The organism is Aeromicrobium sp. P2_G6 (assembly GCF_056403535.1).
Window position 1 is genome coordinate 99,427 of sequence record NZ_JBFUFH010000004.1, and the last position, 25,993, is coordinate 125,419.

Genomic DNA, 25,993 nt, shown 5'->3' on the forward strand with positions numbered 1-25,993 from the left:
CGTCCCTGCAGCGGTGGTTCAGCGGCGCTCACGCTTCTTGCGCGGACGCTGCTGCAGGTGGATCGGCGACCCGACGAAGCCGAACTCCTCGCGGAGCCGGCGCTCGATGAACCGCATGTATGACGCCTCGAGCTTGCCCGAGGTGAACAGCACGAATGTCGGCGGAGCCGTCGACGCCTGCGTGCCGAACATGATCTTGGACTGCTTGCCGCCGCGGACGGGGTGCGGATGCTCGGCGACCAGGCGGCCAAGGAACGCATTGAGCGCTCCCGTCGTCACGCGGGTCTCCCAACCCTCGAGAGCGGCGTCCAGCGCGCGTACGAGCCTGTCGATGTGCCAGCCCGTGCGAGCCGTGATGTTGATCGTCGGCGCCCACGGAACCTGTACGAGCTCGCGCTCAATCTCGCGCTCGAGGTAGTAGCGACGCTCCTCGTCGACGAGGTCCCACTTGTTGAACGCCACGATCAGCGCGCGGCCGGCCTCGGCGACCGAGCTGATGATGCGCGTGTCCTGCTCGGTCAGCGGCTGGCTGCCGTCGATGATGACGACTGCGACCTCGGCCCGGTCGATCGCCGAGCTCGTGCGAAGGCTGGCGTAGTACTCGTGTCCCGACGCATCGCGTACTCGCCGGCGGATGCCCGCCGTGTCGATGAAGTTCCAGGTGCGGCCGCCCAGCGTGACGATCTCGTCGACCGGGTCGACCGTCGTGCCCGACGCATCGTCGACCACGACACGCTCCTCGCCGGCGAGGCGGTTGAGCAGGCTGGACTTGCCGACGTTGGGCTTGCCGACGATCGCGACGCGGCGCGGCCCCTGTGGGGCGTCGAAGTCCTCAGGCGGCGGGCTCGGCAGCGCCTCGAGGACGGCATCGAGCATGTCGCCGCTCCCCCGGCCGTGCAGGGCCGAGACGGGGTAGGGCTCGCCGAGTCCGAGGTTCCACAGGCCCGCGGCCTCCGCCTCGGCGCGCTGGTCGTCGACCTTGTTGGCGGCGAGCACGACGGGCTTCTTGGCAGCACGGAGGATGCGGACGACCTTCTCGTCGACATCCGTGATGCCGACGGTCGCATCCACGACGAACAGCACGGCGTCGGCGACCTGAATCGCGATCTCGGCCTGTGCGGCGATCCGCTCGGCCAGTCCACGCGCATCCGGGTCCCAGCCGCCGGTGTCGACGACCGTGAACGCACGGCCGTTCCACACCGCGTCGTACGACACCCGGTCACGGGTCACTCCGGGCACGTCCTCGACGACAGCCTCACGGCGACCGATGATGCGGTTGACCAGGGTCGACTTGCCGACGTTGGGGCGCCCGATCACAGCGAGAACGGGTACAACGTCAGCCATCGGTGGATCCTGTCGGGAGAGGGCCCGGGAGGTCGCGCTTGAGCACGGACTTGGCCCGGGATACATGAGCACGCAGGTGATCGTGGATCTGATCACCTGCGTCTGCCATCATCCCACGATCTCGCGGCCAAACCTGCATCGGCAGCTGGATCGGCTCCCCGTAGACGATGTCGAGGCGGGTTCCCTTGGCCGGACGGGCACTAGAGGGCTCGCCGGGCTGCCGCGTCCCGAAGATCGCAATGGGTACGACCGGGGCCCCGGAGACGAGCGCCAGATAGGCCACGCCGTTCTTGAAGTTGTCGAACTCACCGGCACCTCGGGTCGACTCGGGATAGATCAGCACGATCTGCCCGGCGGCCAGCGCCTGCACTGAGCGGCGTATCGCCCCGGTGTCGTTGCGAGTCCTGCTGACCTTGATCTGGCCGACGAACTGCAGCAGCCGGCCGGTACGACCGTGGAACTCCTCCTCCTTGACCAACGCGTGGGGCGGCCGCGGCGCCGTGATGAACAGCAGCGGACCGTCGAGCCAGCCGATGTGGTTGCTGGCGAGGATCACCGGTCCGGTAGCCGGCACGTGCTCATGGCCGTGCTGGTGGATGTCCCAGCGCCGCTTGAAGTGCCCGCGAGCCAAGCGCCGGACGAGGCGCAGCCCGCCCTCGGGCAACCCGTCGGCTGCGCTCATCGGGCCGATTCGACGATTCCGACGATCGTGTCGATGACCTCGTCGAGCGTCAGGTGGGTGCCGTCGACCAGGACGGCGCCTTCCGCCTGCGCCAACGGAGAAGCCGCACGGGTGGAGTCGATCTCGTCACGCCGGGCGAGGGCGAGCTCGGTGGCAGCGGTGTCGACCTCGCCGGTCTCAGCGGCCCTGCGGGCGGCTCGCGCGGCGGGGTCTGCCACCAGATAGATCTTGACCGCTGCATCCGGAGCAACGGTCGACCCGATGTCACGGCCCTCGACCACGATTCCGGCACTGTCGGCGATCGTGTCGCGCTGCAGGTCGACCAACATCTCGCGGACCTGCGGGACAGCCGCGACCAGGCTGACTGATCCGGTCACCTCGCCGCTGCGGATCGGGTCGGCGACATCGGTGCCGTCGACATGGATCGTAGGGTTGAGCGGATCGGTGCCCGACGTCAGGCGTACGTCCTCGGCGGCCTTGGCGATCGCCGCGGGGTCCTGCAGGTCGACGCCGCGCTCGAGAAGTGCCCAGGTCATGGCGCGATACATCGCCCCGGTGTCGAGGTAGTCCAGCGACAGCCGGGAGGCGACACCTCGTGACGTGCTCGACTTGCCCGAACCCGAAGGCCCGTCGATCGCCACGACCAGGGGCTTGCTCACGTGTGCCACTCCTTGGGTGCTGTTTCTAGTGATATGCGGACCAGCCGCGTGCGGTCAGTGCCTCGACGAGCGTATCGGCCGACGCTGCCACGACGGCGATCTCGACCTGCCCGCTGGGCCGGCCGAGCTCGTGGTCGATGCGGATGTCCTCGATGTTGACGCCGGATTCCTCAGTGTGCGCCATGAGTTTCGACAGCTCGCCCGGCCGGTCGGGGATCGAGACGAAGACCGTCGCCAGCTCGGCGACCTGGTCGCCGTGCTTGCCGGGGATCAGGCGCGTGCCGTCCTGCCCTGACTGGAGCACCCGGCCCAGGCGCTCGGTGTCGGCGCCGATCGAGTCGATGACGTGGTCGAGGTCCTCGCGCACGTGCTGGAGCACGGCTCGCACCTGCCCCGCGTTGGCGCCGAGGATGTCCTGCCACAGCGCGATGTCGCTGCCGGCGATGCGCGTGACGTCACGGAGGCCGGGACCCGCCAGCGCCAGGTGCTCGCCCGGAGCGCCGTTGAGCTGCGCCGCAGTGAGCACCGACAGGACGTGCGGCACGTGCGAGACCAACGCCACCGCGCGATCGTGATCGGATGCCTCCATGACGAGCGGCACTCCCCCGACCAGCCCGGCGAGACTCACGACGAGATCGATCGCGTCCTGGTCGGTGCCTGGAGCCGTTGTGACGGCCCAGGGACGGCCCTCGAACAGCTGCGCCGAGGCCGCCATGGGGCCGGAACGCTCGCTGCCGGCCATGGGGTGGCTGCCGACGTACCGCTCGCTGCCCTTGAGCTTGCCGATCTCCTGCTGCAGGTCTGACTTGACGCTCGCCACGTCGGTGACCGCCGCCGCGGGCCAATCCTTCAGGACGCGTCGCACGGTGTCCACGACCTCGGCCGGCGGCACGGCGACGATGACGAGTGAGGGCGACTCGACCGGATCGGCGGTGCCGGCTCCGCGGGAGACCGCAAGGTCGACATGGGACGTCTGGATGTCCTCGAGATGCACCTCGACGCCGGCCTCGACCAGCGCGAGCGCAGCTGACGTGCCAATGAGCCCACAACCGATCACCAGGACGGGTCCGGTCAACGAAGTTGTCACCGGTCAACGCTATCGAACAGGGCGCCGAGCTCATCACGGGTCAGGTCGCGCATCGCACCGGACGACAGCCCGCCGAGGTGCAGTGGCCCGAACGCCGTGCGGGTCAGTTCCCGGACCGGGTGGCCGGCAGCGTCGAGCAGCCGCCGGACGATGCGGTTGCGGCCCATGTGGATGTCGAGCTCGACCAACGAGCGGCCCCGAGACGTGTCCTTGACGATGAAACGGTCGACCTGTGCCGGGCCGTCGTCGAGCTCGATGCCGGCCTTGAGCTTGGCCCCGAGGGTGTCGGGCACCGTGCCGTCGACCAGTGCGACGTAGGTCTTGGTGATCTCGAACGACGGATGTGCCAGCTTGTGCGCCAGGTCGCCGTCGTTGGTCAGGATCAGCAGCCCGGAGGTGTCGGTGTCGAGCCGCCCCACGTGGAACAGGCGGTCTTCGCGGCCCGCGACGATGGTCGACAGGTCAGGACGACCTTTTTCGTCGGCCATCGACGTGACGACGCCGCGGGGTTTGTTGAGCAGCACGTACGCGTGGTCGTTGGGCGGCGGTATGCGGTTGCCGTCGACTCGGATGACGTCCGACATCGGGTCCACGCGGGCACCCATCACGTCGATGATCTCGCCGTTGACCTCGACGCGACCGCTCGCGATCATGTCGTCACAGCGCCGCCGGCTGCCGAGCCCGGCCTGAGCGAGAACCTTCTGCAGACGGATCTCAGCCACGGGTGTCGTCGTCCGGCTCGGCGTCAGCGGCAGGCGCCTCAGGCGCGGGCTCCTCATCACCGATCGGATCCTGGCTCGCCAGCTCGCCGAGCGCATCCTCGGCGCCCGCGAGACCCTCGTCCTCCATGTCCTCGAGCTCGGGCAGGTGCCCGGCGATGTCGGGCAGCTCGTCGAGGCCGCCGAGACCCATGCGCTCCAGGAAGTAGCTCGTCGTGCGATAGAGGATCGCACCGCTCTCGGCGTCGACTCCGTCCTCCTCGATCAAGCCGCGCGTCACGAGCGTACGGACGACGCCGTCGACGTTGACGCCGCGGATCGCCGAGATACGCGACCGGCTGATGGGCTGCCGGTATGCCACCACGGCCATCGTCTCGAGCGCCGCCTGGGTGAGCCGGGCCTGCTGTCCGTCGAGGATGAACCGCTCGACCGCGCCGGCGAACTCCTCACGCGTGAAGAAGCGCCAACCGCCGGCAATGTTGCGGAGCTCGAAACCGCGACCCTGCTCGGTGTACTCGTCCGCGAGCTCGGCCAGTGCCTCCTGGACGTCGGTCGGTGGATGCCCGACCGCCTGCGCGAGGGTCAGGTGGTCGAGGGGCTGGTCCGCGACCATGAGCACCGCCTCGAGGGCCGGCCTCAGGTCGAGCATCTCCAGCTCGAGCTCATGTGGGCCGGTGGGTACGTGCTGGTCAGTCATCAGTGCTCTCGGGGTCGTCGTCTGTGCGGTGCTCGTCGCTGTCCGCGCTGTCGTCGATGGCGTGTACGTCGTCGGGCGCCACCATCGGCTCATCGAACTCGTCGCCGACGTCGATGTCGCCGTCATCCGTACCGGTCCAGCGTACGTGCAGGTCACCCAGCGGCGTCGCCTGCTCGAACGCGAGGACGCCCTCGCGGAACAGCTCGAGCACGGCCAGGAACCGGGCGACCTTGGTCATCAGGTCCGGCGCATCCGAGGTCAGGGCGCGGAACGTCATCTCGCCCTTGCGGCGGAGCTGGTCGACCACGAGGTGCGCCTGCTCACGGACGCTGACCTGCGGGGCGTGCAGGTGCGACAGCGAGAGGATCGGCACGGGCTTGGCCTCGAACGCCGCCGCGGCCAGCTGCGCCAGCTCCTCAGGGCCGATCGAGATCAGCACCTCCGGCAGCAGATCGGCGAAGCGCGGCTCGAGCGTCACGATCCGCGGGAACCGCTTCTGCTCCTCGGCGAGACGAGCGGCGATCACGCCGGCCACCTGCTTGAACGCGCGGTACTGCATGAGCCGGGCGAACAGCAGGTCACGCGCCTCGAGCAGCGCGAGATCCTCCTCGTCCTCGACCTCCGCCTGCGGCAGCAGTCTGGCGGTCTTGAGGTCGAGCAGCGTCGAGGCAACCAGAAGGAAGCTCGTCGTCTGCTCGAGGTCGTCGCCGAGCTCCTTGATGTACGCAATGAAGTCGCTGGTCACCTTGGAGAGTGCGACCTCGGTGATGTCGAGCTGGTGCTTGGAGATCAGCTGGAGCAGCAGGTCGAACGGGCCCTCGAAGTTGGTGAGGCCCACGGAGAATCCCGACGGTGCGGACTCGTCGACGTCCGCGATCGTCACGAATCGCTCAATCGCCGGGCAACGTCACTGTCGGTGCCGCGAGCCTCGAGGTCGGCCAGGGCCAGGGCCAGCGCCGCCCGGACGAAGCGCCCACGATCGACGCTGCGTCCCAGCTCGCTGCGCAGCTTGAGCCTGGCCTGCTCGACCGCGAGCAGCTCGGCCGCGGTGACATAGACCGTCATCTTCTCGTCGTGCTTGACGCGGCCGCTTGCCGGTACGGCAGCGTTGGCGTCACTCTCGTCGGCTGCGGGCGCGGGCGCCGTGGCCCTGAAGAGCTCATCCGCACCCGGCATGGTGGGGCGCTTGCCGGGCCCGCCTGACGAAGCTGTCACGCGTCGGGGCATCGAACGAGTACCTCCCGCGCGAGCTGACGATAGGACTCGGCGCCGGGTGACGTCGTGGCGTACTCGGTGATGGGCTCGCCCGCGACGGTCGAGTCGGAGAACTTCACGGTGCGGCGGATGACGGTGTGGAACACCAGGTCACCCCAGCCCTCGACGAGGGTCGCGAGGACCTCCTTGCCGTGCAGCGTGCGGCTGTCGTACATCGTGCCGAGCAGCCCGATGATCTGCAGCTCGTCGTTGGTGCGGTCGCGCACCTTCTCGATCGTGTCCTTCAGCAGGGCCACGCCGCGCAGCGCGAAGTACTCGCACTCGAGCGGCACGAGGACACCGTCGGCCGCGGTGAGCGCGTTGACCGTCAGCAGGCCGAGCGACGGCTGGCAGTCGATCAGGATGACGTCGTAGTCCTTGCGGATCGGCTTGAGCACCCGCGCGAGCACCTGCTCGCGGCCCACCTCGGTCACGAGCCGCATCTCGGCGGCGGACAGGTCGATGTTGGACGGTACGAGGTCCAGTCCGTCGACCGCCGTGGGCATGATCAGGTCCTTGATCGAGATCTCACGGTCCATCAGGACGTGGTAGATGCTCTGATCCAGCTCGTGCGCGCTGATGCCGAGCCCGACGGTCATGGATCCCTGCGGGTCGAAGTCGACGAGCAGCACCTTGCGGCCGGTCTCGACGAGAGCCGCACCCAGGTTGATGGTCGTCGTGGTCTTGCCGACGCCACCCTTCTGGTTGCACATCGCGATGATGGTCGCGGGCTGTCCGGCCTTGCGAGGCTGGGGCTTCGGGAAGTTCGGTAGTGGCCTTCCGGTCGGTCCCAGTTCCTTGCTCATCGGCTACCCCTGCACTCGAAACTCGACCGGCGGACGTGCGCCACTCTATCGCGAAAAGTCGACTTGGCGACCGCACTCAGACGATGTCGCAGCATGCCTGCCGAAATCGCAGCGAGAACCTATCTCGAGGCCCGCGGATGGGCTGTCGCATAGATCTCGCGGAGCTTCTCGACGGTCACCAAGGTGTAGATCTGGGTCGTCGTCACCGAGGCATGGCCCAGCAGCTCCTGCACCACGCGGACGTCGGCGCCACCGTCCAGCAGATGGGTCGCGAAGGAGTGCCGGAGCGTGTGCGGAGACACGTCGGCGGCCACGCCCGCGCGCTGCGCCGCACGCGTGAGGACGGTCCAGGCACTCTGCCGCGACAGCCGGCCGCCACGGGCGTTGAGGAACACCGCCGGTGTGTTGGTCTTGGCGGACACCAGGGCGGGACGTGACGCCGCGAGGTAGTCGAGCAGCGACTGCCGGGCGTACGACCCCAGCGGCACGATGCGCTGCTTGCCGCCCTTGCCGCGCAGGAGGACGGTCGACTCCTCGAGGTCGAGGTCGTCGAGGTCCAGCCCCACGGCCTCGGAGATCCGGGCACCCGTGCCGTAGAGCACCTCGAGCAGCGAGCGATCACGCGAGGCCAACGTCGTGCCGGGCGCCCCGGCCGCGTCGAGGATCGACTCGATGTCCGACAACGGCAGAGCCTTGGGTAGCCGCGATGCGGGTCGTGGTGGCTTGATCGCCGCGGTGACATCGGTCGGCACGATCTGCTCTCGCAACAGGAAGCGGTGCAGCCCACGGACAGCCACGATCGTACGAGCCGCGCTCGCGGTGCCGAGCGACGCGTGATCGGTGTCCCCAGTGCGCAACGAGCCGAGGAACGCGGCGATGTCGTTCTCGCTGATCGCCGAGGGTTCGGTCAGCTCGCGGGCATGCAGGAACTCGAGGTAGCGACGCAGGTCGCGGCGGTAGGAGCGGAGCGTGTTGTCGGCCAGGCCGCGTTCGACGCTGAGATGGCTCAGGTAGTCCTGGACCGCCCGCTCCACGTCGGTCGTCATCTGGTGCGCAGCACCTGTGCGGCCAGGATCCCCGCGACTGTGAGCGAGTCTGTGATGCGCCCGGCCAGCACGGCGTCGACGGCGTCCTTGAACGGCAGCCACCACTGCGCCATGTCGGCCTCCTCGGCCTCCCGCTCGGTGCGGTCGGCGTGCGGAACGGCACTGAGGTCGGTTGCCTGGAACACTTCCCAGGCCTCGGTCGAATATCCCGGCGTCGCCAGCAGGTGCAGGATCGACTCCCACTGCTCGGCCACGACGTCGGCCTCCTCGGCCAGCTCCCGGACGGCCGCGTCGAGGGGCGACTCCCCCGGTACGTCGAGGGTGCCGGCGGGCAGCTCGAGCAGCCGCCGTCCGACCGGGTGGCGGTACTGCTCGACCAGGAGGATGCGGTCGTACTCGTCGATCGCCAGCACGCCGATCGCACCGTTCGGCTGGACCACGGCGCGGGCGTGCTCGCCCCCGGTGGGATCGGCGATCGTGTCGATGCGCAGGCTGACGTACGGGCTCTCGTACTTGCTCTCGCTCGCGGTCACCGGCCAGGACTGGTCTGAGTCCCTCAGCGAGTCGCCGTCGGCCAGCTCACCCGGCAGACGCGGGTGACCGGTCATGCTTCGGCACTCGCCTGCTCGTCGACCGGCAGCCGCATCTCGAGCTGGCGGGCCAGAGCCGCGCCGATCAGCCCCGCGAACAGCGGGTGCGGCCGGGTCGGCCGGGAGCGCAGCTCGGGATGGGCCTGCGTGGCGACGTAGTAGGGGTGCACGTCGCGCGGCAGCTCGACGAACTCGACGAGGTTGGCGTCCGGCGACGTGCCGCTGAAGACCAGGCCAGCAGCCTCGAGCTGGGCCCGGTAGGAGTTGTTGACTTCGTAGCGGTGACGGTGACGCTCCTCGACCTTGTCGTCGCCGTAGAGCTCCGCGATGATGCTTCCGGGCTGCAGCTTGGCCGGGTAGAGGCCGAGCCGCATCGTCCCGCCGAGGTCGCCGGCGCCGTCAACGATCGTCAGCTGCTCGGCCATCGTGGCGATGACAGGGTTGGGCGTCTGGGGGTCGAACTCCGAGGAGCTCGCGCCCTCGATGCCGGCCACGTTGCGGGCGTACTCGATGACCATGCACTGCAACCCGAGGCACAGGCCCAGGACTGGGATGCCCCGCTCACGGGCGTACGTCAGGGCGCCGAGCTTGCCTTCGATGCCGCGGATGCCGAAGCCGCCCGGCACGCAGATGCCATCGACGTCGTGGAGGTTGTGCGCCGCACCGGTGGGCGACTCGCAGTCGTCCGAGGGGACCCATCGCAGGTTGATCCGCGCATCGTGCGCGAACCCGCCAGCGCGCAGGGCTTCGCCGACCGACAGGTAGGCATCGGGCAGGTCGACGTACTTGCCGACCAGCGCGATCGTGATCTCCTCGGCCGGGTGGTGCACGCGGCGGAGCAGCTCGTCCCACTGGGTCCAGTCGACATCGCGGAACGGCAGGTCGAGACGGCGAACGACGTAGGCGTCGAGGCCCTGGCTGTGCAGCACCTTCGGGATGTCGTAGATCGACGGCGCGTCACTCGCGGTGACGACGGCCTCCTCGTCGACGTCGCACATCAGCGAGATCTTGCGCTTCATGTTGTCCGGGATTTCGCGATCGGCGCGGCAGACGATCGCGTCGGGCTGGATGCCGATCGACCGGAGAGCAGCGACGGAGTGCTGCGTCGGCTTGGTCTTGAGCTCGGCCGACGGGCCGATGTAGGGCACCAGCGACACGTGCAGGAAGAACACGTTGCCGCGACCGACGTCGTGGCGGACCTGACGAGCGGCCTCGAGGAACGGCAGGGACTCGATGTCGCCGACCGTGCCGCCGATCTCGGTGATCACGACATCGACGTCGGGACCGGCCATCGCCCGGATGCGCGACTTGATCTCGTTCGTGATGTGCGGGATGACCTGGACCGTGTCACCGAGGTAGTCGCCGCGACGCTCCTTGGCGATGACCTCCTGGTAGACCTGCCCCGTCGTGACGTTGGCCTTGCCCGACAGGTCGACGTCGAGGAACCGCTCGTAGTGACCGACGTCGAGGTCGGTCTCAGCACCGTCGTCGGTCACGAAGACCTCGCCGTGCTGGAACGGGTTCATCGTGCCGGGGTCGACGTTGAGATAGGGGTCGAGCTTCTGCATCGTGACGCGGAGTCCGCGTGACTTGAGCAGTCGCCCGAGGGAAGATGCGGTCAGACCCTTGCCGAGCGAGGAAGCAACCCCGCCGGTGACGAAAACATGTTTGGTAACCGCGCTACCTGCCAAGGTGACTCCCGTGGTCGAAACCGAATGTCGAGCGCTCATGATGCACGAGTTGCATCAGGCCTCCACGGGATTCCAGCCTACCAACAGAACCCACGTTGAGCCCAACGACACACGTGTCGGCTCCCCCACATGGTCCAGACGGTTCCTAGCGACGGAGTCGCGGGAGGGAGCGCAGCGACCGAAGGATCAGCTGGCCGGAACCGCGCCGCTGCCACTGCGAGACGTACCCCAGGCACCCGGCTGTCCGCCGGCCTGCGCGGCAGCCACGAGCGCCGTGACGACCCGGCCCGCGGCCGTGTCGGTGACGTCGACTGTCGAGACCTCGGTCGCGAAATCGCTGTCGCGCACCGCCTTGACCGCTCCTCCGTCGGTGCTGGAGGAGGACGGTCCTGCAACGACCACACCCTTGCCGTTGCCGTTGAGCGCACCCGCGAGGGCCGCGATCACTCCGCTCTGGTCAGAGCCGCCCGAGCGCTCCGGACCTGCCACCAGCACAGCGAGGGTCGCCAGCTTCGTGGGTGGCGTCGTCAGCGTGATGAGCTTGCCCTCGGAGAACGCTGACCGGATCGTGCCGGCCGTCTGGTCGGGTGCTGCCGCCTTGTCGGCCAGCAGCGCGCGCCCGAGTGCAGAACCGATCCGCCCATAGCTGTCCCCCGCGGCGCTGACGCCGGGTACGTCCTCCGCCGCCTGCTGGGCGACACCCTCGGCGAACTGACGACCCGACGCGTCCAGCAGCTTGCTCGTCAGGGTGACCTCGCCGGTGACCTCGGCGCCGGCGGCCTGGAGGTTGGAGGTGACGCCCTTCGCCTCGGCGGCGCTCGTGCCCGGCACCGTCAGCACGACGATGGTCTGCCCCTTGAGCTTGTCCTTGAGCAGCGCCGCTGACGTACGCCCGGCATAGCCGGACTCGAACGCTGTCAGGCCCGGATCCGCGGCCTGCTGGTTCGCGGTGTCGTCGCCCCGCAGCGAGTCGCCCGTGTCGTCGAGTGGTCCCGAGCCCAGGGCGACTCCCGCTGCCAGCGCGATGAGCGTCGCGGCGAGTGAGACGAGGTGGAAGCGGAAGTTGATCACGAAAAGAGTCCTTTGATCCAGGTGCCGAGATCGGCGAGCCGATCCCCGAGAGAGTCGAACCAGTCGTTGCCGACGGGCGTGACGGCGATCGCGACGGCGACTGCGGCGACGCCGGCGGCGAGCAACAGCAGCACGGGCCAGAGCGCGAGCCTCTGGGAGGTGAAGTGGTGGACTGCCTTGGCGTCCACGATCTTGGAGCCTGCCCGCAGCCGGGCGACGAACATCCGGGCGACTTCGGACGGCGGGCGCTCGAGGAACTTCGACAGTGTGGCGGGCGCACCGACGTGCACGATGACCGCGGCCTCATTGGTGTCGGCGAGCACGATCGCCAGGTCGTCGTCGGCGCCGGTCGACACGAACGTGACGATCTCCTTGCCGTGCCGCTCCAGCCGCTCAGGCATGTCGACGGTGCCCGATGACGTCGTCACGACGACCTCACCTGCCGCACGGATCGCGGCGTCCGAGAGGTGGTCCATCGCGCCGATCACCAGGGCCGGCACGTGGCCGGCCTTGAGCAGCACGTCGGCACCGGCTCCGGCGCCGATCAGCACCGGGTCGTTGTCGCGGATGTAGCGCCGCAGGCCGCGCAGGTCCGCCTCGTCGTCATAGGCCCGGGAGACCACCACGACCGCCCGGTCGCGCAGCTTGGTGCGGATCCGGGGTACGTGCGCGCCGTCCAGCAGCATCGTCTGCTCGCGCTGGATGTGGTCGGTGGCGTTGGCTGCCAGAGAGTCCAGACGGGTGGCGAGTCCGGACTCGGCTTCGGCCAGGGCTGCGGTCGTACGTGCCTCGTCGAGCTCGGTGCCGCTGATGACGAGGACCTCGTCGCGCAACACCCTGCCGTCCTCGATCCGCACCCGCTCGCCGTTCTTGAGCTTCGACCAGACCTCGGCGCTGCCGATGTCAACCAGCAGAATGCCTGCGCGTGACAGCATCTGCGGTCCGACGTTGGGCACGCGGCCGCTGCTGGACGGGGCGGCGTTGAGCACAGCGCGAACGCGGCGTTCGATGAGTTCCTGCGCCTGACGGGCGTCGAGCTCGGGGTGGTCCACGACGGCGATGTCGCCCTCGCGCAGGGACGAGACGTCGGTGTCGCGCTGCGCGAACCTCACGGTGCCGACGACCCCCGTCTCCTCGGGTGGAGTGGGTCTCTTGTGCTTTCTGGTGGCCATCGTCGCCCATGTTTCCCGCTCGTGCGGATCGATTTGCGCGCTCCGGCGGCGTGTCGGTAAAAAGACAGACTCTCAGGCAGCCTTCAGGTCAGCCCTTGGCCAGATCCAGCAGCTCCCGGGCGTGTGCCTGGGCCGTCGCCGAGTCCTCCTGTCCGGCCAGCATACGGGCCAGCTCGTCGACCCGGCTGTGCTCGTCGAGCTCGAGGACCGAGCTGCTCGTGACGGTGCCGTCGTCGTCCTTGGAGACCACGAAGTGATGATCCGCGAACGCAGCGACCTGCGGCAGGTGTGTCACGGCAATGACCTGGGCATGCTCAGCCAACCGCGAGAGCCGGCGACCCACCTCGACGGCCGCCTTGCCACCGATCCCGGCGTCGACCTCGTCGAACACGAGGGTTGGCACGGTCGTGCGGTCGGCGAGGACCACCTCGAGAGCCAGCATCAGCCGGGAGAGCTCGCCACCACTGGCGCCCTTGTGGAGGGGCCGGAGTCCCGTGCCGCTGTTGGCCGCGAACAGGAACTCGACGTCGTCGATGCCGTGCGGACCCGGCACCGCCTCGGCATCGGCGGTGACCTGAACCTCGAGGCGCGCCGAAGGCATCGACAGCTGGGCGATCTCCTGATCGACGAGTCCCGACAGCCGGGCCGCGGCCTCAGTGCGAATCCCGGACATCTCCTGCGCCAGCCGGCTGACTTCGGGACCGAGCTCTGCCTGCTCGGCCTCGAGCGCCGCGACCGACTCGTCGTCATTGCCGAGCTCACTCAGCCGGGCAGCGCTCTTCTCTGCCCACGCCAGGACGTCGTCAAGCGTGGGACCGTACTTGCGCTGCAGTCCCGCCAGGGCCGCGCGCCGATCCTGCAACGCAGCCAATCGCTCGGGATCGAGCTCGACGCCGGCGGTGTAGGCCCCGAGCTCGGCGCCCACGTCGTCGATCAGGATGCCGAGCTCGAGCACACGCTCGGCCAACGCGTCGAGCTCCGGGTCGTGGCCAGACGCCTCTCGCAGCGCATTGGACGCCTCGGCGACCTGGGTGCGGGCCGCGTCGAGATCGGCCTCGCCGACGAGGAAGCGGTGCGCCTGGTCCGCCGCACGTGCCAAGGACTCCGAGTGAGCGAGCCGGCTCTCCTCGACCTTGAGGTGCTCGTCCTCACCTGCCTGCGGTTCGACCTCGTTGATCTCGTCGAGCCCGAACTGCAGCACGTCGAGCTCCCGCGCGCGTTCCTGCGCGTGGGTGCGGAGCTCCTGGAGCGTACGTTCGACGGTGCGCCAGCGCGCGTAAGCCGGCGCGTAGGCCTCCGCAGCGGCAGCGAACGCCTCCCCGGCGAACCGGTCGAGGGCGGAGCGCTGCTCGGCCGCGCGCAGCAACCGGTGCTGGTCCGACTGTCCGTGAACCGCCACGAGCTCATCGGTCACGTCGGCGAGCAGGGCCGCGGGCACCGTCGCGCCTCCGGCGAGCGCCCGGGACCGACCTTGGGCGGACAGCACCCGGCCGAGGATCACCACGTCGTCGTCGATCCGACCGCCGGCATCCTCGACGGCCGCAGTGGCTGCCGCGCCCGCAGGGACGCCGATGCTGGCCTCGACCCGGGCCTGTTCGGCTCCACGGCGCACGAGTCCGAGGTCCGCGCGGTCGCCGCGCAAAAGACCCAGAGCCGTGACGACCATGGTCTTGCCGGCGCCCGTCTCACCCGTGATGACGGTGAATCCCTCGGACAGCTCGAGCTCAGCGGAGTCGATCACTCCGAGCGACGAAAGTCGCAGGTGCTGCCACATCAGGCATCACCACTTCGGCGACGTTCAGCGGACCCGCGCCAGCCGGCCACCGGGAGGTCGAACTTGCGGACGAGCCGATCGGCGAAAGGGGCAATCTGCAGACGCGCCAGGCGAACAGGCGTACGGCCCCTGACCACCTCGACGCGCGCGCCGACGGGCAGGTCGGCCGCGCGTCGACCGTCGCACCACAGGACGCCAGTGGACTGGTCACCAACGACCTCGATCGCGAGCGTCGAGTCCGGCGAGACGACCAGCGGCCGCGCGAACAAGGCATGCGCGCTGATCGGCACCATCAGGAGCGCCGAGACCTCAGGCCACACGATGGGTCCGCCCGCGCTGAAGTTGTAGGCCGTCGATCCGGTCGGGGTCGCGCACACGACGCCGTCGCAGCCCCACCGCGACACGGGACGATCGTCGATCTCGACCACGATCTCGAGCATCCGCTCCCGCGCAGCCTTCTCGACCGACGCCTCGTTGAGCGCCCAGTTGGTCGCGACGACCACGCCGCCCACCGTCACGGACACATCGACGGTCAGTCGTTCCTCGACGGTGTAGCTGCCGTCGACGACTCCGCGGACCACGTCGTGAAGATCCTCGACATCGGCCTCGGCCAGGAAGCCGACGTGGCCCAGGTTGACGCCCAGGACCGGGGTGTTGGTGCCGCGGCACATCTCGGCGGCGCGCAGGATCGTGCCATCGCCCCCGAAGACGACCGCGAGCTCACACCCGCCCGCTGCGCCCGGCTCGGCCGCGACCACGCCGGCGTTCTCCAGCCCGGCGGCTCGCAGCGTCTCCACCTCGGCGTCGAGGACGCAGACATCGACGCCCTCGGCGCGCAGGTCAGCCGCAAACGCAGTCGCGACCTTGCTCGCCTCCTCACGGGCGACGTGCACGATCAGCAGCACTCGTCGCGTCATGCGCCCTCCCCCGTCGTGGTGTCCAGCGGCCCGGCGGCGACGACAGCATGCGCCGCGTCCTCATCGGGCGCATCGGCGTCGCTGCGCAACCAGCAGAAGTACTCGACGTTGCCGGCCGGCCCCGGCAGCGGACTCGGCGCCAACGCTCGGGTTCCCCATCCCAGCTCATAGGCCGACAGGCACACGCGATGCACGGCATCGGCGTGCAACGCCGGATCGCGCACGACCCCGTTCTTGCCCAGGTTGCTCTTGCCCACCTCGAACTGCGGCTTGATCATCAGCACGATGTCACCTCCGCCTTCCGGGCTGCTCGGCTCGCACACCCGCGTCAGGGCAGGCATGACCACCGTAAGGGAGATGAACGACAGATCGGAGACGATCAGCTCGACCGGACCGCCGATGTCGCCCGGCTCCAGGTTGCGTACGTTCGTGCGGTCGAACACCACGACGCGCTCGTCCGACTGCAACGCCCAGACCAGCTGGCCGTAGCCCACGTCGACCGCACACACCTGCCGTGCGCCCTTGCGCAGCAGGACGTCCGTGAACCCTCCGGTCGATGCGCCGGCGTCGAGGCAGCGTTTGCCCTCCACAGTCAGGCCCATCGGCTCGAAGACCGCCAGCGCTCCCAACAACTTGTGCGCGCCCCGCGAGGCGTACGTCGGCTCGTTGCTCGCGCGGACCACGATCGCCTGGTCGGTCGTGACACCTGTTGCCGCCTTGGTGGCCACCGAGCCGGCGACCTTGACCTGGCCCTCTTCGATCAAGGTTCCGGCATGCTCGCGCGACCGGGCCAGGCCTCGGCGTACGAGCTCGGCGTCGAGCCGAAGCCGTCTTGTCACCGAGTCACGCGCTCTCCGGGATGTCCTCGTCGCGGCCGGCATTGGCCAAGGACTCCCGCAACACCCGGTGGATCGCGTCGAACTCTGCGGGGTGCGACGTGATCTCGAGGTCGCCGAGGCGCTCCAGCCGTTCGAGCGCCGCATCGATGTCGGCGTGGCCGGTCGACTCGACCGGCTCCGGCGCCACGTCGTCGATCGGCTCGTCGTGAATCTCGCTCTCGGGGAACTCGTTCATGTCCTCAGTCTCCCATCCAGGGTCACCGAGACGTCGGAGCGATCACGCACTGACCACGCGAGTCCGATTGCCGCCCGCAGCGCATCGGTGCTCCGTGGATCACCCGACTCGACGCTGACCACTCCATCGCGCACCAGCGCGGTCGCGGACCCACACCGGGCCCGGTCCCCGTCGAACGTGACCTCAGCGTGGGCCTCGTTGAGGCCGGCCAGGTCAGCGGACACAAAGGTCGGGCGCTTCTTCGGCTCGGCGTCGACGATCTCCTGCAGCTTGCTGACCCCGGTCAGCACGGCAAGGCTGTCGGTCCCGGCGTTGATTGCGCCCTCGATGTCGGTGTCAAGACGATCGCCCACGACTAGAGGGTTGTTGCCCCCGACTCGCTCCATCGTCTCGTCGAACAAAGCCTTCTCGGGCTTGCCTGCCACGATCGGCGACACCCCAGTCGCATTGCGGATCGCCTGCACCAATGACCCGTTGCCCGGTGCGATGCCCCGTGCCGTCGGAATCGTGAGGTCGGTGTTGCTGGCGAACCACGGCAGGCCGGCCTGGATCGCGAACGACGCCTCGGACAACTGTCGCCAACCGACGTCCGGATGGAAGCCCTGCACCACCGCGACGGGCGCGTCGTCCAGGCTCGTCACGCATCGAAGCCCGCGTTCTTCCAGCGGTGAGCGCAGACCCTCACCGCCGACGAGGAGCACGGCCGATCCCTCGGGCACGGCGTCCGCCACGAGGTGCGCCACCGCCTGCGCGGATGTCACGACGTCGGCATCGCTGACCTCGGGCATCTTGAGCTCTCGCAAGTGCTCGGCGACCTCGTGCGAAGTCCTGGCAGCGTTGTTCGTGATGTAGGCGAGCCGCATGCCGCTGGCGCGCGCCACCTCCAACGCCTGGGCAGCGCCAGGCACCGCGTCCTTGCCGACATAGACGACACCATCGAGATCGAGCATCGCCAGGTCGTAGAGCGCGCTGAGCGATTGTGTCGTCGACCCCAGTGTCATGCCCCCGAGGCTACCGCCGGCACCGAGAGCTTTCGGCAGGAGTCGACCTCGACCGTCACGAAGCTGATCGCGCCTCCGCCACCGCGGGTGAATCGCCGGCGCAGCTCTCCGGTCACCTCGACCTCCGTGCCCGCCTCGAGACGGCTCACGGTGCGGCGCATCGCGGCGCTCCACGCCGAGCACTCGATCGTGTCGACGAGCTGCTTGGAACGTCGCCGCGCCGCGGAACTACGGCGGACGATCAGGCGGAACGAGACGACCTCGTCGCCGCTGGGAAGGACGCGTGTCTCAGGATCAGCAGAGACCCGGCCCGCAAGGTGTACGTGGTTGTTGTCATCAGTCATGAAACGACGATGCCCCCTGCCAGCGGCAGGGGGCATCGATCAAGTCATGCGCTGTGGACAGCTAGCGAAGGACCTCAGCCCTGTGGACGCCTCTCCAGCTCCGCGAGGCGTTCCTCGGCATCGGTCTGGGTGTTCCCGTCGACCGCAACCGTGCGGTGGAACCACTCGATCGCCTCGTCGCGACGACCCGCGTCGAGCAGAGCGTCGGCGTAGGCGTAGCGAAGACGCGGCACCCAGTCCGACCGGCCCTTGGTGTGCAGCGGCTCGGTCTCGAGCAGCCGGACGGCAGCGTCGTACTGCTTCTGGTCACGGCGAGCGCCCGCCACGACGATCGACAGCTCGATCTGGCCGGCGTCGTCGAGCTGGCTCCGGACCTCCGGGGTGTCGTAGGCGATCGCCTTGTCCGGACGCTTCAGCGCCCGTTCACAGTCGGCCATCATCGGCGCATACAGGTAGCCGCCGGTCATACGGCGAGCTGCGCGGAACTCCGACAGCGCCTCGGCGAACTTGCCAGCCGCGTATGCCGTCTCGCCACAGGCCTCACGGACAAGTCCCGTGCGAGTCGCGCGTGCCTTGGCGGCCAACGCGTGCAGATGAGCCGTCTCAGGATCATCGGCAATCAGCAAGCCGGCCATCACGAGGTGCCGCGCGACCTTGTCGGCGAGCTTCTCGGGAAGGCTCTGCAGCGCCTGGCGCGCGTGCTTGTCAAGGTCCTTCGCGCTGACATCGTCAGGGATCGGCGGACCGTCGTAGATCTTCTGCGCAGCCGTGCGGTCGCCCTCTTCCTGGCGCCGGTCGCGGCGAGCTTCGTACGGCTTGCCATCACGACGCGGCGTGGTCGGCTTGCCGTCCCGACGCGCTGGCGCGGGCTTCCCGTCCCTGCGGTCCGACGGCTTGCCGTCACGACGTGAAGGATCTCCACTGCCACGTCGATCTCGTCCCTGACCTGCAGGTTTGCCGCCACGGGCACCGCCACCGCCGGCTCCTCGGCCGGCTGGCTTCCCGCCGTCACGGCGGGGGTTTCTCGACTCTGCCATGAGTCGTTCCTTCCATCAAGATGTTGCAGAAATGCAGCAAGGCCGCTCCCGAAGGAGCGGCCTCGCGCTAAAGATTGTCCGGCGACGTCCTACTCTCCCACACAGTCTCCCGTGCAGTACCATCGGCGCTGAAAGGCTTAACTTCCGGGTTCGGAATGTAACCGGGTGTTTCCCTTTCGCCATGGTCGCCGAAACTCTATTGAGATATCAACAAAACCTTGGAGCTCTCTCGAGCTTTCCGGCTCCCGAACATATCTCGGGAACCTCACAGTGGACGCGGTAGATCTTTGTAAGAAACAAGCCCTCGGCCTATTAGTACCGGTCGGCTCCATGCATTGCTGCACTTCCACCTCCGGCCTATCAACCCAGTGGTCTGCTGGGGGCCTTACCTGGTAAACCAGTGGGAAACCTCATCTTGAAACACGCTTCCCGCTTAGATGCTTTCAGCGGTTATCGCTTCCGAACGTAGCTAACCAGCAGTGCTCCTGGCGGAACAACTGGCACACCAGAGGTTCGTCCATCCCGGTCCTCTCGTACTAGGGACAGATTTTCTCAAGTTTCCTACGCGCGCGGCGGATAGGGACCGAACTGTCTCACGACGTTCTAAACCCAGCTCGCGTGCCGCTTTAATGGGCGAACAGCCCAACCCTTGGGACCTGCTACGGCCCCAGGATGCGACGAGCCGACATCGAGGTGCCAAACCATCCCGTCGATATGGACTCTTGGGGAAGATCAGCCTGTTATCCCCGGGGTACCTTTTATCCGTTGAGCGACGCCGCTTCCACTTGCCAGCGCCGGATCACTAGTTCCGACTTTCGTCCCTGCTCGAGCTGTCACTCTCACAGTCAAGCTCCCTTGTGCACTTACACTCGAAACCTGATTGCCAACCAGGCTGAGGGAACCTTTGAGCGCCTCCGTTACATTTTAGGAGGCAACCGCCCCAGTTAAACTACCCATCAGGCACTGTCCCTGATCCAGATAATGGACCTAGGTTAGATATCTAGTACAGCCAGAGTGGTATTTCAACGATGACTCCACCTGAACTGGCGTCCAAGCTTCACAGTCTCCCACCTATCCTACACAAACTGAACCAAACACCAATACCAAACTATAGTAAAGGTCCCGGGGTCTTTCCGTCCTGCCGCGCGTAACGAGCATCTTTACTCGTAGTGCAATTTCGCCGAGTCCATGGTTGAGACAGCGCCCAAGTCGTTACTCCATTCGTGCAGGTCGGAACTTACCCGACAAGGAATTTCGCTACCTTAGGATGGTTATAGTTACCACCGCCGTTTACTGGGGCTTAAGTTCTGTGCTTCGCTTGCGCTGACACGTCCCCTTAACCTTCCAGCACCGGGCAGGAGTCAGTCCGTATACGGCGTCTTTCGACTTAGCACGGACCTGTGTTTTTAGTAAACAGTCGCTTGGGCCTGGTCTCTGCGGCCTTCAACGCTTCTCGGAGCAAGTCCGATAACGCATCCGGCCCCCCTTCTCCCGAAGTTACGGGGGCATTTTGCCGAGTTCCTTAACCATGGTTCACTCGATCACCTTAGTATTCTCTACCTGACCACCTGAGTCGGTTTGGGGTACGGGCGGCTCTAGATCTCGCTAGATGCTTTTCTCGGCAGCATAGGATCACTCACTTCGACTAAAACGTCTCCCCATCAGATCTCAGGCATGTGAATGGCGGATTTGCCTACCATTCGCCCTACATCCTTAGCCCGGGACTACCATCGCCCGGGATGAGCTACCTTCCTGCGTCACACCATTGCTTGCCTACTACCAGATCGGGTCGTGCGCAGCGCCGGCTTCGCTCCGAAGAGTCCCGCCAGTTTTGGGCACTTAGCATTTCTGGGTTCGGCATGGGCGATCTAATGCCGGTACGGGAATATCAGCCCGTTGTCCATCGACTACGCCTGTCGGCCTCGCCTTAGGTCCCGACTTACCCAGGGAAGATTAGCTTGACCCTGGAACCCTTGGTCATTCGGTGGAGGAGTTTCTCACTCCTCATTCGCTACTCATGCCTGCATTCTCACTCGTGTAGCCTCCACGGCTGGATCACTCCGCCGCTTCGCTGGCCACACGACGCTCCCCTACCGATCCATGCGCCTGGACCACGAAGGCCTGGCTATTGCATGAATCCCATAGCTTCGGTGGATAACTTGAGCCCCGCTAAATTGTCGGCGCGGAATTACTTGACCAGTGAGCTATTACGCACTCTTTCAAGGGTGGCTGCTTCTAAGCCAACCTCCTGGTTGTCTCTGCGACTCCACATCCTTTTCCACTTAGTTATCGCTTTGGGACCTTAGCTGATGGTCTGGGCTGTTTCCCTCTCGACAATGGAGCTTATCCCCCACTGTCTCACTGCTGCGCTCTCACTTACCGGCATTCGGAGTTTGGCTGAGTTCAGTAAGCTTGTAGGCCCCCTAGCCCATCCAGTGCTCTACCTCCGGCAAGAAACACGCAACGCTGCACCTAAATGCATTTCGGGGAGAACCAGCTATCACGGAGTTTGATTGGCCTTTCACCCCTATCCACAGGTCATCCCCCCAGTTTTTAACCTAGGTGGGTTCGGTCCTCCACGCGGTCTTACCCGCGCTTCAACCTGCCCATGGATAGATCACTCCGCTTCGGGTCTAGATCCTGCAACTATGGTCGCCCTATTCGGACTCGCTTTCGCTACGGCTACGGCTCGACGCCTTAACCTCGCTACAGAACGCTAACTCGCAGGCTCATTCTTCAAAAGGCACGCTGTCACCCTTCACAAGGAAGAGCTCCAACGGATTGTATGCACATGGTTTCAGGTACTATTTCACTCCCCTCCCGGGGTACTTTTCACCTTTCCCTCACGGTACTAGTCCGCTATCGGTCATCGAGGAGTATTTAGGCTTAACGGGTGGTCCCGCTAGATTCACACCGAATTTCAGGGGTTCGGTGTTACTTGGGATGACACAAAAGAGCCATGAGCTTACGTGTACGGGGCTATCACCCTCTATGGCGCAACTTTCCAGTTGGCTTTCACTTCACTCATGGTTTATGACTCTTTGTCTGCTCGGCAGAACAGACCATGTGGTCCCACAACACCCCAGTGACAACGCCTGCCGGCTATCACATCACTGAGGTTTAGCCTGATCCGGTTTCGCTCGCCACTACTACCGGAATCACTTTTGTTTTCTCTTCCTGTGGGTACTGAGATGTTTCACTTCCCCACGTTCCCTCCTGCTGCCCTATGTGTTCAGACAGAGGTACCTGGACTTTACTCCAGGTGGGTTTCCCCATTCGGACATCCCCGGATCACAGGTCGGTTGTCACCTTCCCGGGGCTTTTCGCAGACTCCAACGTCCTTCATCGGCTCTCGATGCCAAGGCATCCACCATGTGCACTTAGTAGCTTGTTGTTACTACAAAGATGCTCGCGTCCACTGTGAAGTTCTCAAAATACGTTCGGTCCCACATAAAGATCCCGCGCCTGCCAGATGTCCCTTACGGGTGAACCTGGTGGTTCGTGGGGGTATGTGGTCCGAGGTCTCAACTCTTACGAGCTGATCCCTCAGGACCCAACAGTGTGCCTGAGTTGATGACTACGTTCCAGCGAGGTTCCACTCTCCGAAGAGAAGTACTGACGCTGTTGGCTGTCATCAAGCCAAATAATCGACGATCCACTAGTGAGCTGAGTTGCGTACAGACATTCGCCGTACAAACAACTCAATGGACGACCAGGTTTGCACCTGCTCGCCAAATGCTCCTTAGAAAGGAGGTGATCCAGCCGCACCTTCCGGTACGGCTACCTTGTTACGACTTCGTCCCAATCGCCAGCCCCACCTTCGACAGCTCCCTCCGTAAACGGTTGGGCCACTGGCTTCGGGTGTTGCCGACTTTCATGACGTGACGGGCGGTGTGTACAAGGCCCGGGAACGTATTCACCGCAGCGTTGCTGATCTGCGATTACTAGCGACTCCGACTTCATGGGGTCGAGTTGCAGACCCCAATCCGAACTGAGACCGGCTTTTTGGGATTCGCTCCACCTTGCGGTTTCGCAGCCCTTTGTACCGGCCATTGTAGCATGCTTGAAGCCCTGGACATAAGGGGCATGAAGACTTGACGTCATCCCCACCTTCCTCCGAGTTGACCCCGGCAGTCTCCTATGAGTCCCCACCATTACGTGCTGGCAACATAGGACGAGGGTTGCGCTCGTTGCGGGACTTAACCCAACATCTCACGACACGAGCTGACGACAGCCATGCACCACCTGTATACCGACCAAAAGGGGGCTACATCTCTGCAGCTTTCCGATATATGTCAAACCCAGGTAAGGTTCTTCGCGTTGCATCGAATTAATCAGCATGCTCCGCCGCTTGTGCGGGCCCCCGTCAATTCCTTTGAGTTTTAGCCTTGCGGCCGTACTCCCCAGGCGGGGCGCTTAATGCGTTAGCTGCGGCACGGAGACCGTGGAAGGTCCCCACACCTAGCGCCCAACGTTTACGGCATGGACTACCAGGGTATCTAATCCTGTTCGCTCCCCATGCTTTCGCTCCTCAGCGTCAGGTAATGCCCAGAGAACCGCCTTCGCCACCGGTGTTCCTCCTGATATCTGCGCATTCCACCGCTACACCAGGAATTCCGTTCTCCCCTGCATACCTCTAGTCTGCCCGTATCGGAAGCACGCTCAGGGTTGAGCCCTGAGTTTTCACTCCCGACGCGACAAACCGCCTACGAGCCCTTTACGCCCAATAATTCCGGACAACGCTCGGACCCTACGTATTACCGCGGCTGCTGGCACGTAGTTGGCCGGTCCTTCTTCTGCAGGTACCGTCACTTTCGCTTCGTCCCTGCTGAAAGAGGTTTACAACCCGAAGGCCGTCATCCCTCACGCGGCGTTGCTGGATCAGGCTTTCGCCCATTGTCCAATATTCCCCACTGCTGCCTCCCGTAGGAGTCTGGGCCGTGTCTCAGTCCCAGTGTGGCCGGTCACCCTCTCAGGCCGGCTACCCGTCAATGCCTTGGTGAGCCATTACCTCACCAACAAGCTGATAGGCCGCGAGCTCATCCTTCTCCGCCGGAGCTTTCCACCTCAGAACATGTGATCCGAGGTCATATTCGGCATTAGCCATCGTTTCCAATGGTTATTCCGATGAGAAGGGCAGATTGCTCACGTGTTACTCACCCGTTCGCCGCTCGTGTACTCCCGAAGGAGCCTTACCGCTCGACTTGCATGTGTTAAGCACGCCGCCAGCGTTCGTCCTGAGCCAGGATCAAACTCTCCGTTGAAGCAGCTAAAGCGCTGCCAAACTTCAGTTCGACTCTGACAAACTATTTGCTGACAAATAAATTGTCGGAATTGATTTCCATCAAGGTCGGCGAGCCGAAGCTCTCCGATGGTCTCGACGGGGTACTACTAATTAATCTCGTCGACTTTTGGCACACTGTTGAGTTCTCAAGGATCAGACGCTCACCTCGACTTCGACCTTTCGGTCTCTGTCTTGGGGCAACTCGTCTAACTTACACGGCTCGTTTTCACCGGTCAAACCGGGTCGGTCACCATGTTCAGCTTCGTTGTCCGCGGTCCGTCTCCGGGCGCCTGAGGCGCCGTGCCGTCGACCGTTTCGGTTGAGCTGGTTGGAAGCTCCGAGTGACCGGCCTTTCGGCCTTTCGCTCCGCCGTGCTGTCCAACAAGAAGAACATTACGGGGGCGTTTCCCTCTTCGTCAAATCGGCTCCGTATGGTCCACGTCACACGGTTTCGAGACCCTGAAATGACGGGGTTCAGGACACCGACACGCCCGAGATCGACCGCTTTCCTTTGCGCAGGACCGCCCACTTGCCGTGCAGGAGCACGTCAGTCGAGAGCTCGAGATCGGGATCCGAGACGCGTTCGTTGTTGACGTAGGCGCCCCCGTCGGCGACCGCGCGGCGCGCAGCGGACTTGCTCTCGGCGAGGCCGGCGGCCAGGAACGCGTCCACCACGGTCGGATGATCCGCCACCGAGAGGTCGACGGCACCCGCCTCTCGGAGGGCCGCGGCGAGGGTCGACTCGGACAGCTCCGCCAGCTCGCCTCGTCCGAACAGCGCTCGTGAGGCCAGCTCGGCCGCCGCTGTCTCGTCCGGGCCGTGCACGATCGTCGTGACCTCGGCTGCGAGTCGGCGCTGCGCGGCTCGCAGGCCGGGCTTCTCGACGTGCTCCGCCTCTATCGCGCTGATCTCGTCGAGCTCGAGGAACGTGAACTGCCGGAGGTACTCGATGACCTTGGAGTCCTCGGCCTGGATCCACGACTGGTAGAAGGCGTACGGGCTGGTGAGCCCGGGGTCTAGCCACACCGTCCCTGACTCGGTCTTGCCGAACTTGGTGCCGTCGGCCTTGGTGATCAGGGGCGTCGCCATCGCGTGGACCTTGTGGCCGTCCGCTCGGCGGATCAGCTCGACGCCGGCCGTGATGTTGCCCCATTGGTCGCTGCCGCCTGTTTGGAGCACGCAGCCGTGGCGGCGATGCAGCTCGAGGTAGTCGAGTGACTGCAGCAGGACGTAGCTGAACTCGGTGTAGCTGATGCCGGACTCGAGCCGGCTGCTCACGACGTCACGCGCCAGCATCCGGTTGACCGGGAAGTGCTTGCCGATGTCGCGGAGGTAGTCAATCGTGCTGAGGCCGGCGGTCCAGTCCAGGTTGTTGACGACCGTCGCACCGTTGTCGCCGCCGAACTCGACGAAGCGGGAGACCTGCTCTCGGATGTTGTCGACCCACTCGCCGACGGTCTCCTTGGTGTTCATGACCCTCTCGCCGGCCTCCTTCGGGTCACCGATGAGTCCGGTGGACCCGCCGACCAGCATCAGCGGCTTGTGCCCCGCGAGCTGGAGGCGGCGTGCCGTCAGGATCTGGAGAAGGTTGCCGATGTGCAGACTCGGCGCCGTCGGATCGAATCCCACGTAGTAGGTGATCGGCCCCGCTGACAGCTCCGCGCGCAAGGCGTCGCGGTCCGTCGCGTGCGCGATGAGTCCTCGCGCGTCGAGGTCGTCGAGTACATGGGTCACTGGCCAGTCC

General features: G+C 65.9%; 22 protein-coding genes and 3 rRNA genes. All 25 read right to left on the bottom strand.

What is annotated here, in order from left to right:
• Positions 1 to 18: 18 nt before the first annotated feature.
• The 25 genes from der to tyrS all read right to left on the bottom strand — a co-directional run bounded on the left by der (position 19) and on the right by tyrS (position 25,983).
• Entirely contained in the window at positions 19 to 1,344 is a 1,326-nt protein-coding gene (gene der / locus AC1DVU_RS13875) for a ribosome biogenesis GTPase Der (RefSeq protein WP_476923042.1), read from the bottom strand.
• Positions 1,337 to 2,026, bottom strand: coding sequence for a lysophospholipid acyltransferase family protein (locus tag AC1DVU_RS13880; protein ID WP_476923043.1), 690 nt, complete (start codon positions 2,024 to 2,026; stop codon positions 1,337 to 1,339). Before AC1DVU_RS13880 ends, der begins: the two co-directional genes overlap by 8 nt.
• A complete protein-coding gene (cmk, locus tag AC1DVU_RS13885) occupies positions 2,023 to 2,685 on the bottom strand; it encodes a (d)CMP kinase (RefSeq protein WP_476923044.1) in 663 nt (220 codons plus the stop codon). Before cmk ends, AC1DVU_RS13880 begins: the two co-directional genes overlap by 4 nt.
• Positions 2,686 to 2,710: 25 nt before the next feature.
• A complete protein-coding gene (locus AC1DVU_RS13890; RefSeq protein ID WP_476923045.1) occupies positions 2,711 to 3,772 on the bottom strand; it encodes a prephenate dehydrogenase in 1,062 nt (353 codons plus the stop codon).
• Positions 3,769 to 4,494 (bottom strand): pseudouridine synthase, encoded by a 726-nt coding sequence (locus AC1DVU_RS13895; RefSeq protein ID WP_476923046.1) that lies wholly within the window; start codon positions 4,492 to 4,494, stop codon positions 3,769 to 3,771. The genes AC1DVU_RS13890 and AC1DVU_RS13895 overlap by 4 nt, the downstream gene beginning before the upstream one ends.
• Positions 4,487 to 5,188 (bottom strand): SMC-Scp complex subunit ScpB, encoded by a 702-nt coding sequence (scpB, locus tag AC1DVU_RS13900; RefSeq protein WP_476923047.1) that lies wholly within the window; start codon positions 5,186 to 5,188, stop codon positions 4,487 to 4,489. Before scpB ends, AC1DVU_RS13895 begins: the two co-directional genes overlap by 8 nt.
• The gene (locus AC1DVU_RS13905) at positions 5,181 to 6,071 is read right to left on the bottom strand and encodes a segregation and condensation protein A (protein WP_476923048.1); all 891 of its coding nucleotides are present in this window, start codon (positions 6,069 to 6,071) and stop codon (positions 5,181 to 5,183) included. Before AC1DVU_RS13905 ends, scpB begins: the two co-directional genes overlap by 8 nt.
• Positions 6,068 to 6,415: a hypothetical protein gene (locus AC1DVU_RS13910; protein ID WP_476923049.1), complete on the bottom strand. Its 348-nt coding sequence runs from the start codon at positions 6,413 to 6,415 to the stop codon at positions 6,068 to 6,070. The genes AC1DVU_RS13905 and AC1DVU_RS13910 overlap by 4 nt, the downstream gene beginning before the upstream one ends.
• Complete coding sequence (locus AC1DVU_RS13915; RefSeq protein WP_476923050.1) at positions 6,400 to 7,248, bottom strand: ParA family protein; 849 nt, start codon at positions 7,246 to 7,248, stop codon at positions 6,400 to 6,402. Before AC1DVU_RS13915 ends, AC1DVU_RS13910 begins: the two co-directional genes overlap by 16 nt.
• 119 nt (positions 7,249 to 7,367) lie before the next feature.
• Complete coding sequence (xerD, locus tag AC1DVU_RS13920; RefSeq protein WP_476923051.1) at positions 7,368 to 8,294, bottom strand: site-specific tyrosine recombinase XerD; 927 nt, start codon at positions 8,292 to 8,294, stop codon at positions 7,368 to 7,370.
• The gene (locus AC1DVU_RS13925; protein WP_476923052.1) at positions 8,291 to 8,902 is read right to left on the bottom strand and encodes an NUDIX domain-containing protein; all 612 of its coding nucleotides are present in this window, start codon (positions 8,900 to 8,902) and stop codon (positions 8,291 to 8,293) included. Before AC1DVU_RS13925 ends, xerD begins: the two co-directional genes overlap by 4 nt.
• The gene (locus AC1DVU_RS13930; protein ID WP_476923053.1) at positions 8,899 to 10,614 is read right to left on the bottom strand and encodes a CTP synthase; all 1,716 of its coding nucleotides are present in this window, start codon (positions 10,612 to 10,614) and stop codon (positions 8,899 to 8,901) included. Before AC1DVU_RS13930 ends, AC1DVU_RS13925 begins: the two co-directional genes overlap by 4 nt.
• Positions 10,615 to 10,761: 147 nt before the next feature.
• Complete coding sequence (locus AC1DVU_RS13935; protein ID WP_476923054.1) at positions 10,762 to 11,646, bottom strand: copper transporter; 885 nt, start codon at positions 11,644 to 11,646, stop codon at positions 10,762 to 10,764.
• On the bottom strand, positions 11,643 to 12,818 hold the full coding sequence (steA, locus tag AC1DVU_RS13940) for a putative cytokinetic ring protein SteA (protein ID WP_476923055.1): 1,176 nt from the start codon (positions 12,816 to 12,818) through the stop codon (positions 11,643 to 11,645). Before steA ends, AC1DVU_RS13935 begins: the two co-directional genes overlap by 4 nt.
• An 88-nt stretch (positions 12,819 to 12,906) precedes the next feature.
• On the bottom strand, positions 12,907 to 14,592 hold the full coding sequence (gene recN / locus AC1DVU_RS13945) for a DNA repair protein RecN (RefSeq protein ID WP_476923056.1): 1,686 nt from the start codon (positions 14,590 to 14,592) through the stop codon (positions 12,907 to 12,909).
• Complete coding sequence (locus tag AC1DVU_RS13950) at positions 14,592 to 15,509, bottom strand: NAD kinase (RefSeq protein WP_476923057.1); 918 nt, start codon at positions 15,507 to 15,509, stop codon at positions 14,592 to 14,594. The genes recN and AC1DVU_RS13950 overlap by 1 nt, the downstream gene beginning before the upstream one ends.
• The gene (locus AC1DVU_RS13955; RefSeq protein ID WP_476923058.1) at positions 15,506 to 16,348 is read right to left on the bottom strand and encodes a TlyA family RNA methyltransferase; all 843 of its coding nucleotides are present in this window, start codon (positions 16,346 to 16,348) and stop codon (positions 15,506 to 15,508) included. The genes AC1DVU_RS13950 and AC1DVU_RS13955 overlap by 4 nt, the downstream gene beginning before the upstream one ends.
• A 4-nt stretch (positions 16,349 to 16,352) precedes the next feature.
• Entirely contained in the window at positions 16,353 to 16,583 is a 231-nt protein-coding gene (locus tag AC1DVU_RS13960) for a hypothetical protein (protein ID WP_476923059.1), read from the bottom strand.
• Positions 16,580 to 17,584, bottom strand: a complete 1,005-nt coding sequence (locus AC1DVU_RS13965; protein ID WP_476923060.1) for an HAD-IIA family hydrolase — start codon at positions 17,582 to 17,584, stop codon at positions 16,580 to 16,582. The genes AC1DVU_RS13960 and AC1DVU_RS13965 overlap by 4 nt, the downstream gene beginning before the upstream one ends.
• On the bottom strand, positions 17,581 to 17,928 hold the full coding sequence (locus AC1DVU_RS13970; protein WP_476923061.1) for a single-stranded DNA-binding protein: 348 nt from the start codon (positions 17,926 to 17,928) through the stop codon (positions 17,581 to 17,583). Before AC1DVU_RS13970 ends, AC1DVU_RS13965 begins: the two co-directional genes overlap by 4 nt.
• A gap of 74 nt (positions 17,929 to 18,002) precedes the next feature.
• A complete protein-coding gene (locus tag AC1DVU_RS13975) occupies positions 18,003 to 18,965 on the bottom strand; it encodes a tetratricopeptide repeat protein (RefSeq protein ID WP_476923062.1) in 963 nt (320 codons plus the stop codon).
• A 76-nt stretch (positions 18,966 to 19,041) separates the two neighbouring features.
• Positions 19,042 to 19,158 (bottom strand): 5S ribosomal RNA (rrf, locus tag AC1DVU_RS13980).
• A 99-nt stretch (positions 19,159 to 19,257) separates the two neighbouring features.
• Positions 19,258 to 22,359: ribosomal RNA gene (locus tag AC1DVU_RS13985) — 23S ribosomal RNA — on the bottom strand.
• A 352-nt stretch (positions 22,360 to 22,711) separates the two neighbouring features.
• Positions 22,712 to 24,229 (bottom strand): 16S ribosomal RNA (locus AC1DVU_RS13990).
• The 16S, 23S and 5S rRNA genes sit together here, the layout of an rRNA operon.
• A 494-nt stretch (positions 24,230 to 24,723) precedes the next feature.
• Positions 24,724 to 25,983, bottom strand: coding sequence for a tyrosine--tRNA ligase (gene tyrS, locus AC1DVU_RS13995; protein WP_476923063.1), 1,260 nt, complete (start codon positions 25,981 to 25,983; stop codon positions 24,724 to 24,726).
• Between the last annotated feature and the right edge of the window lie 10 nt (positions 25,984 to 25,993).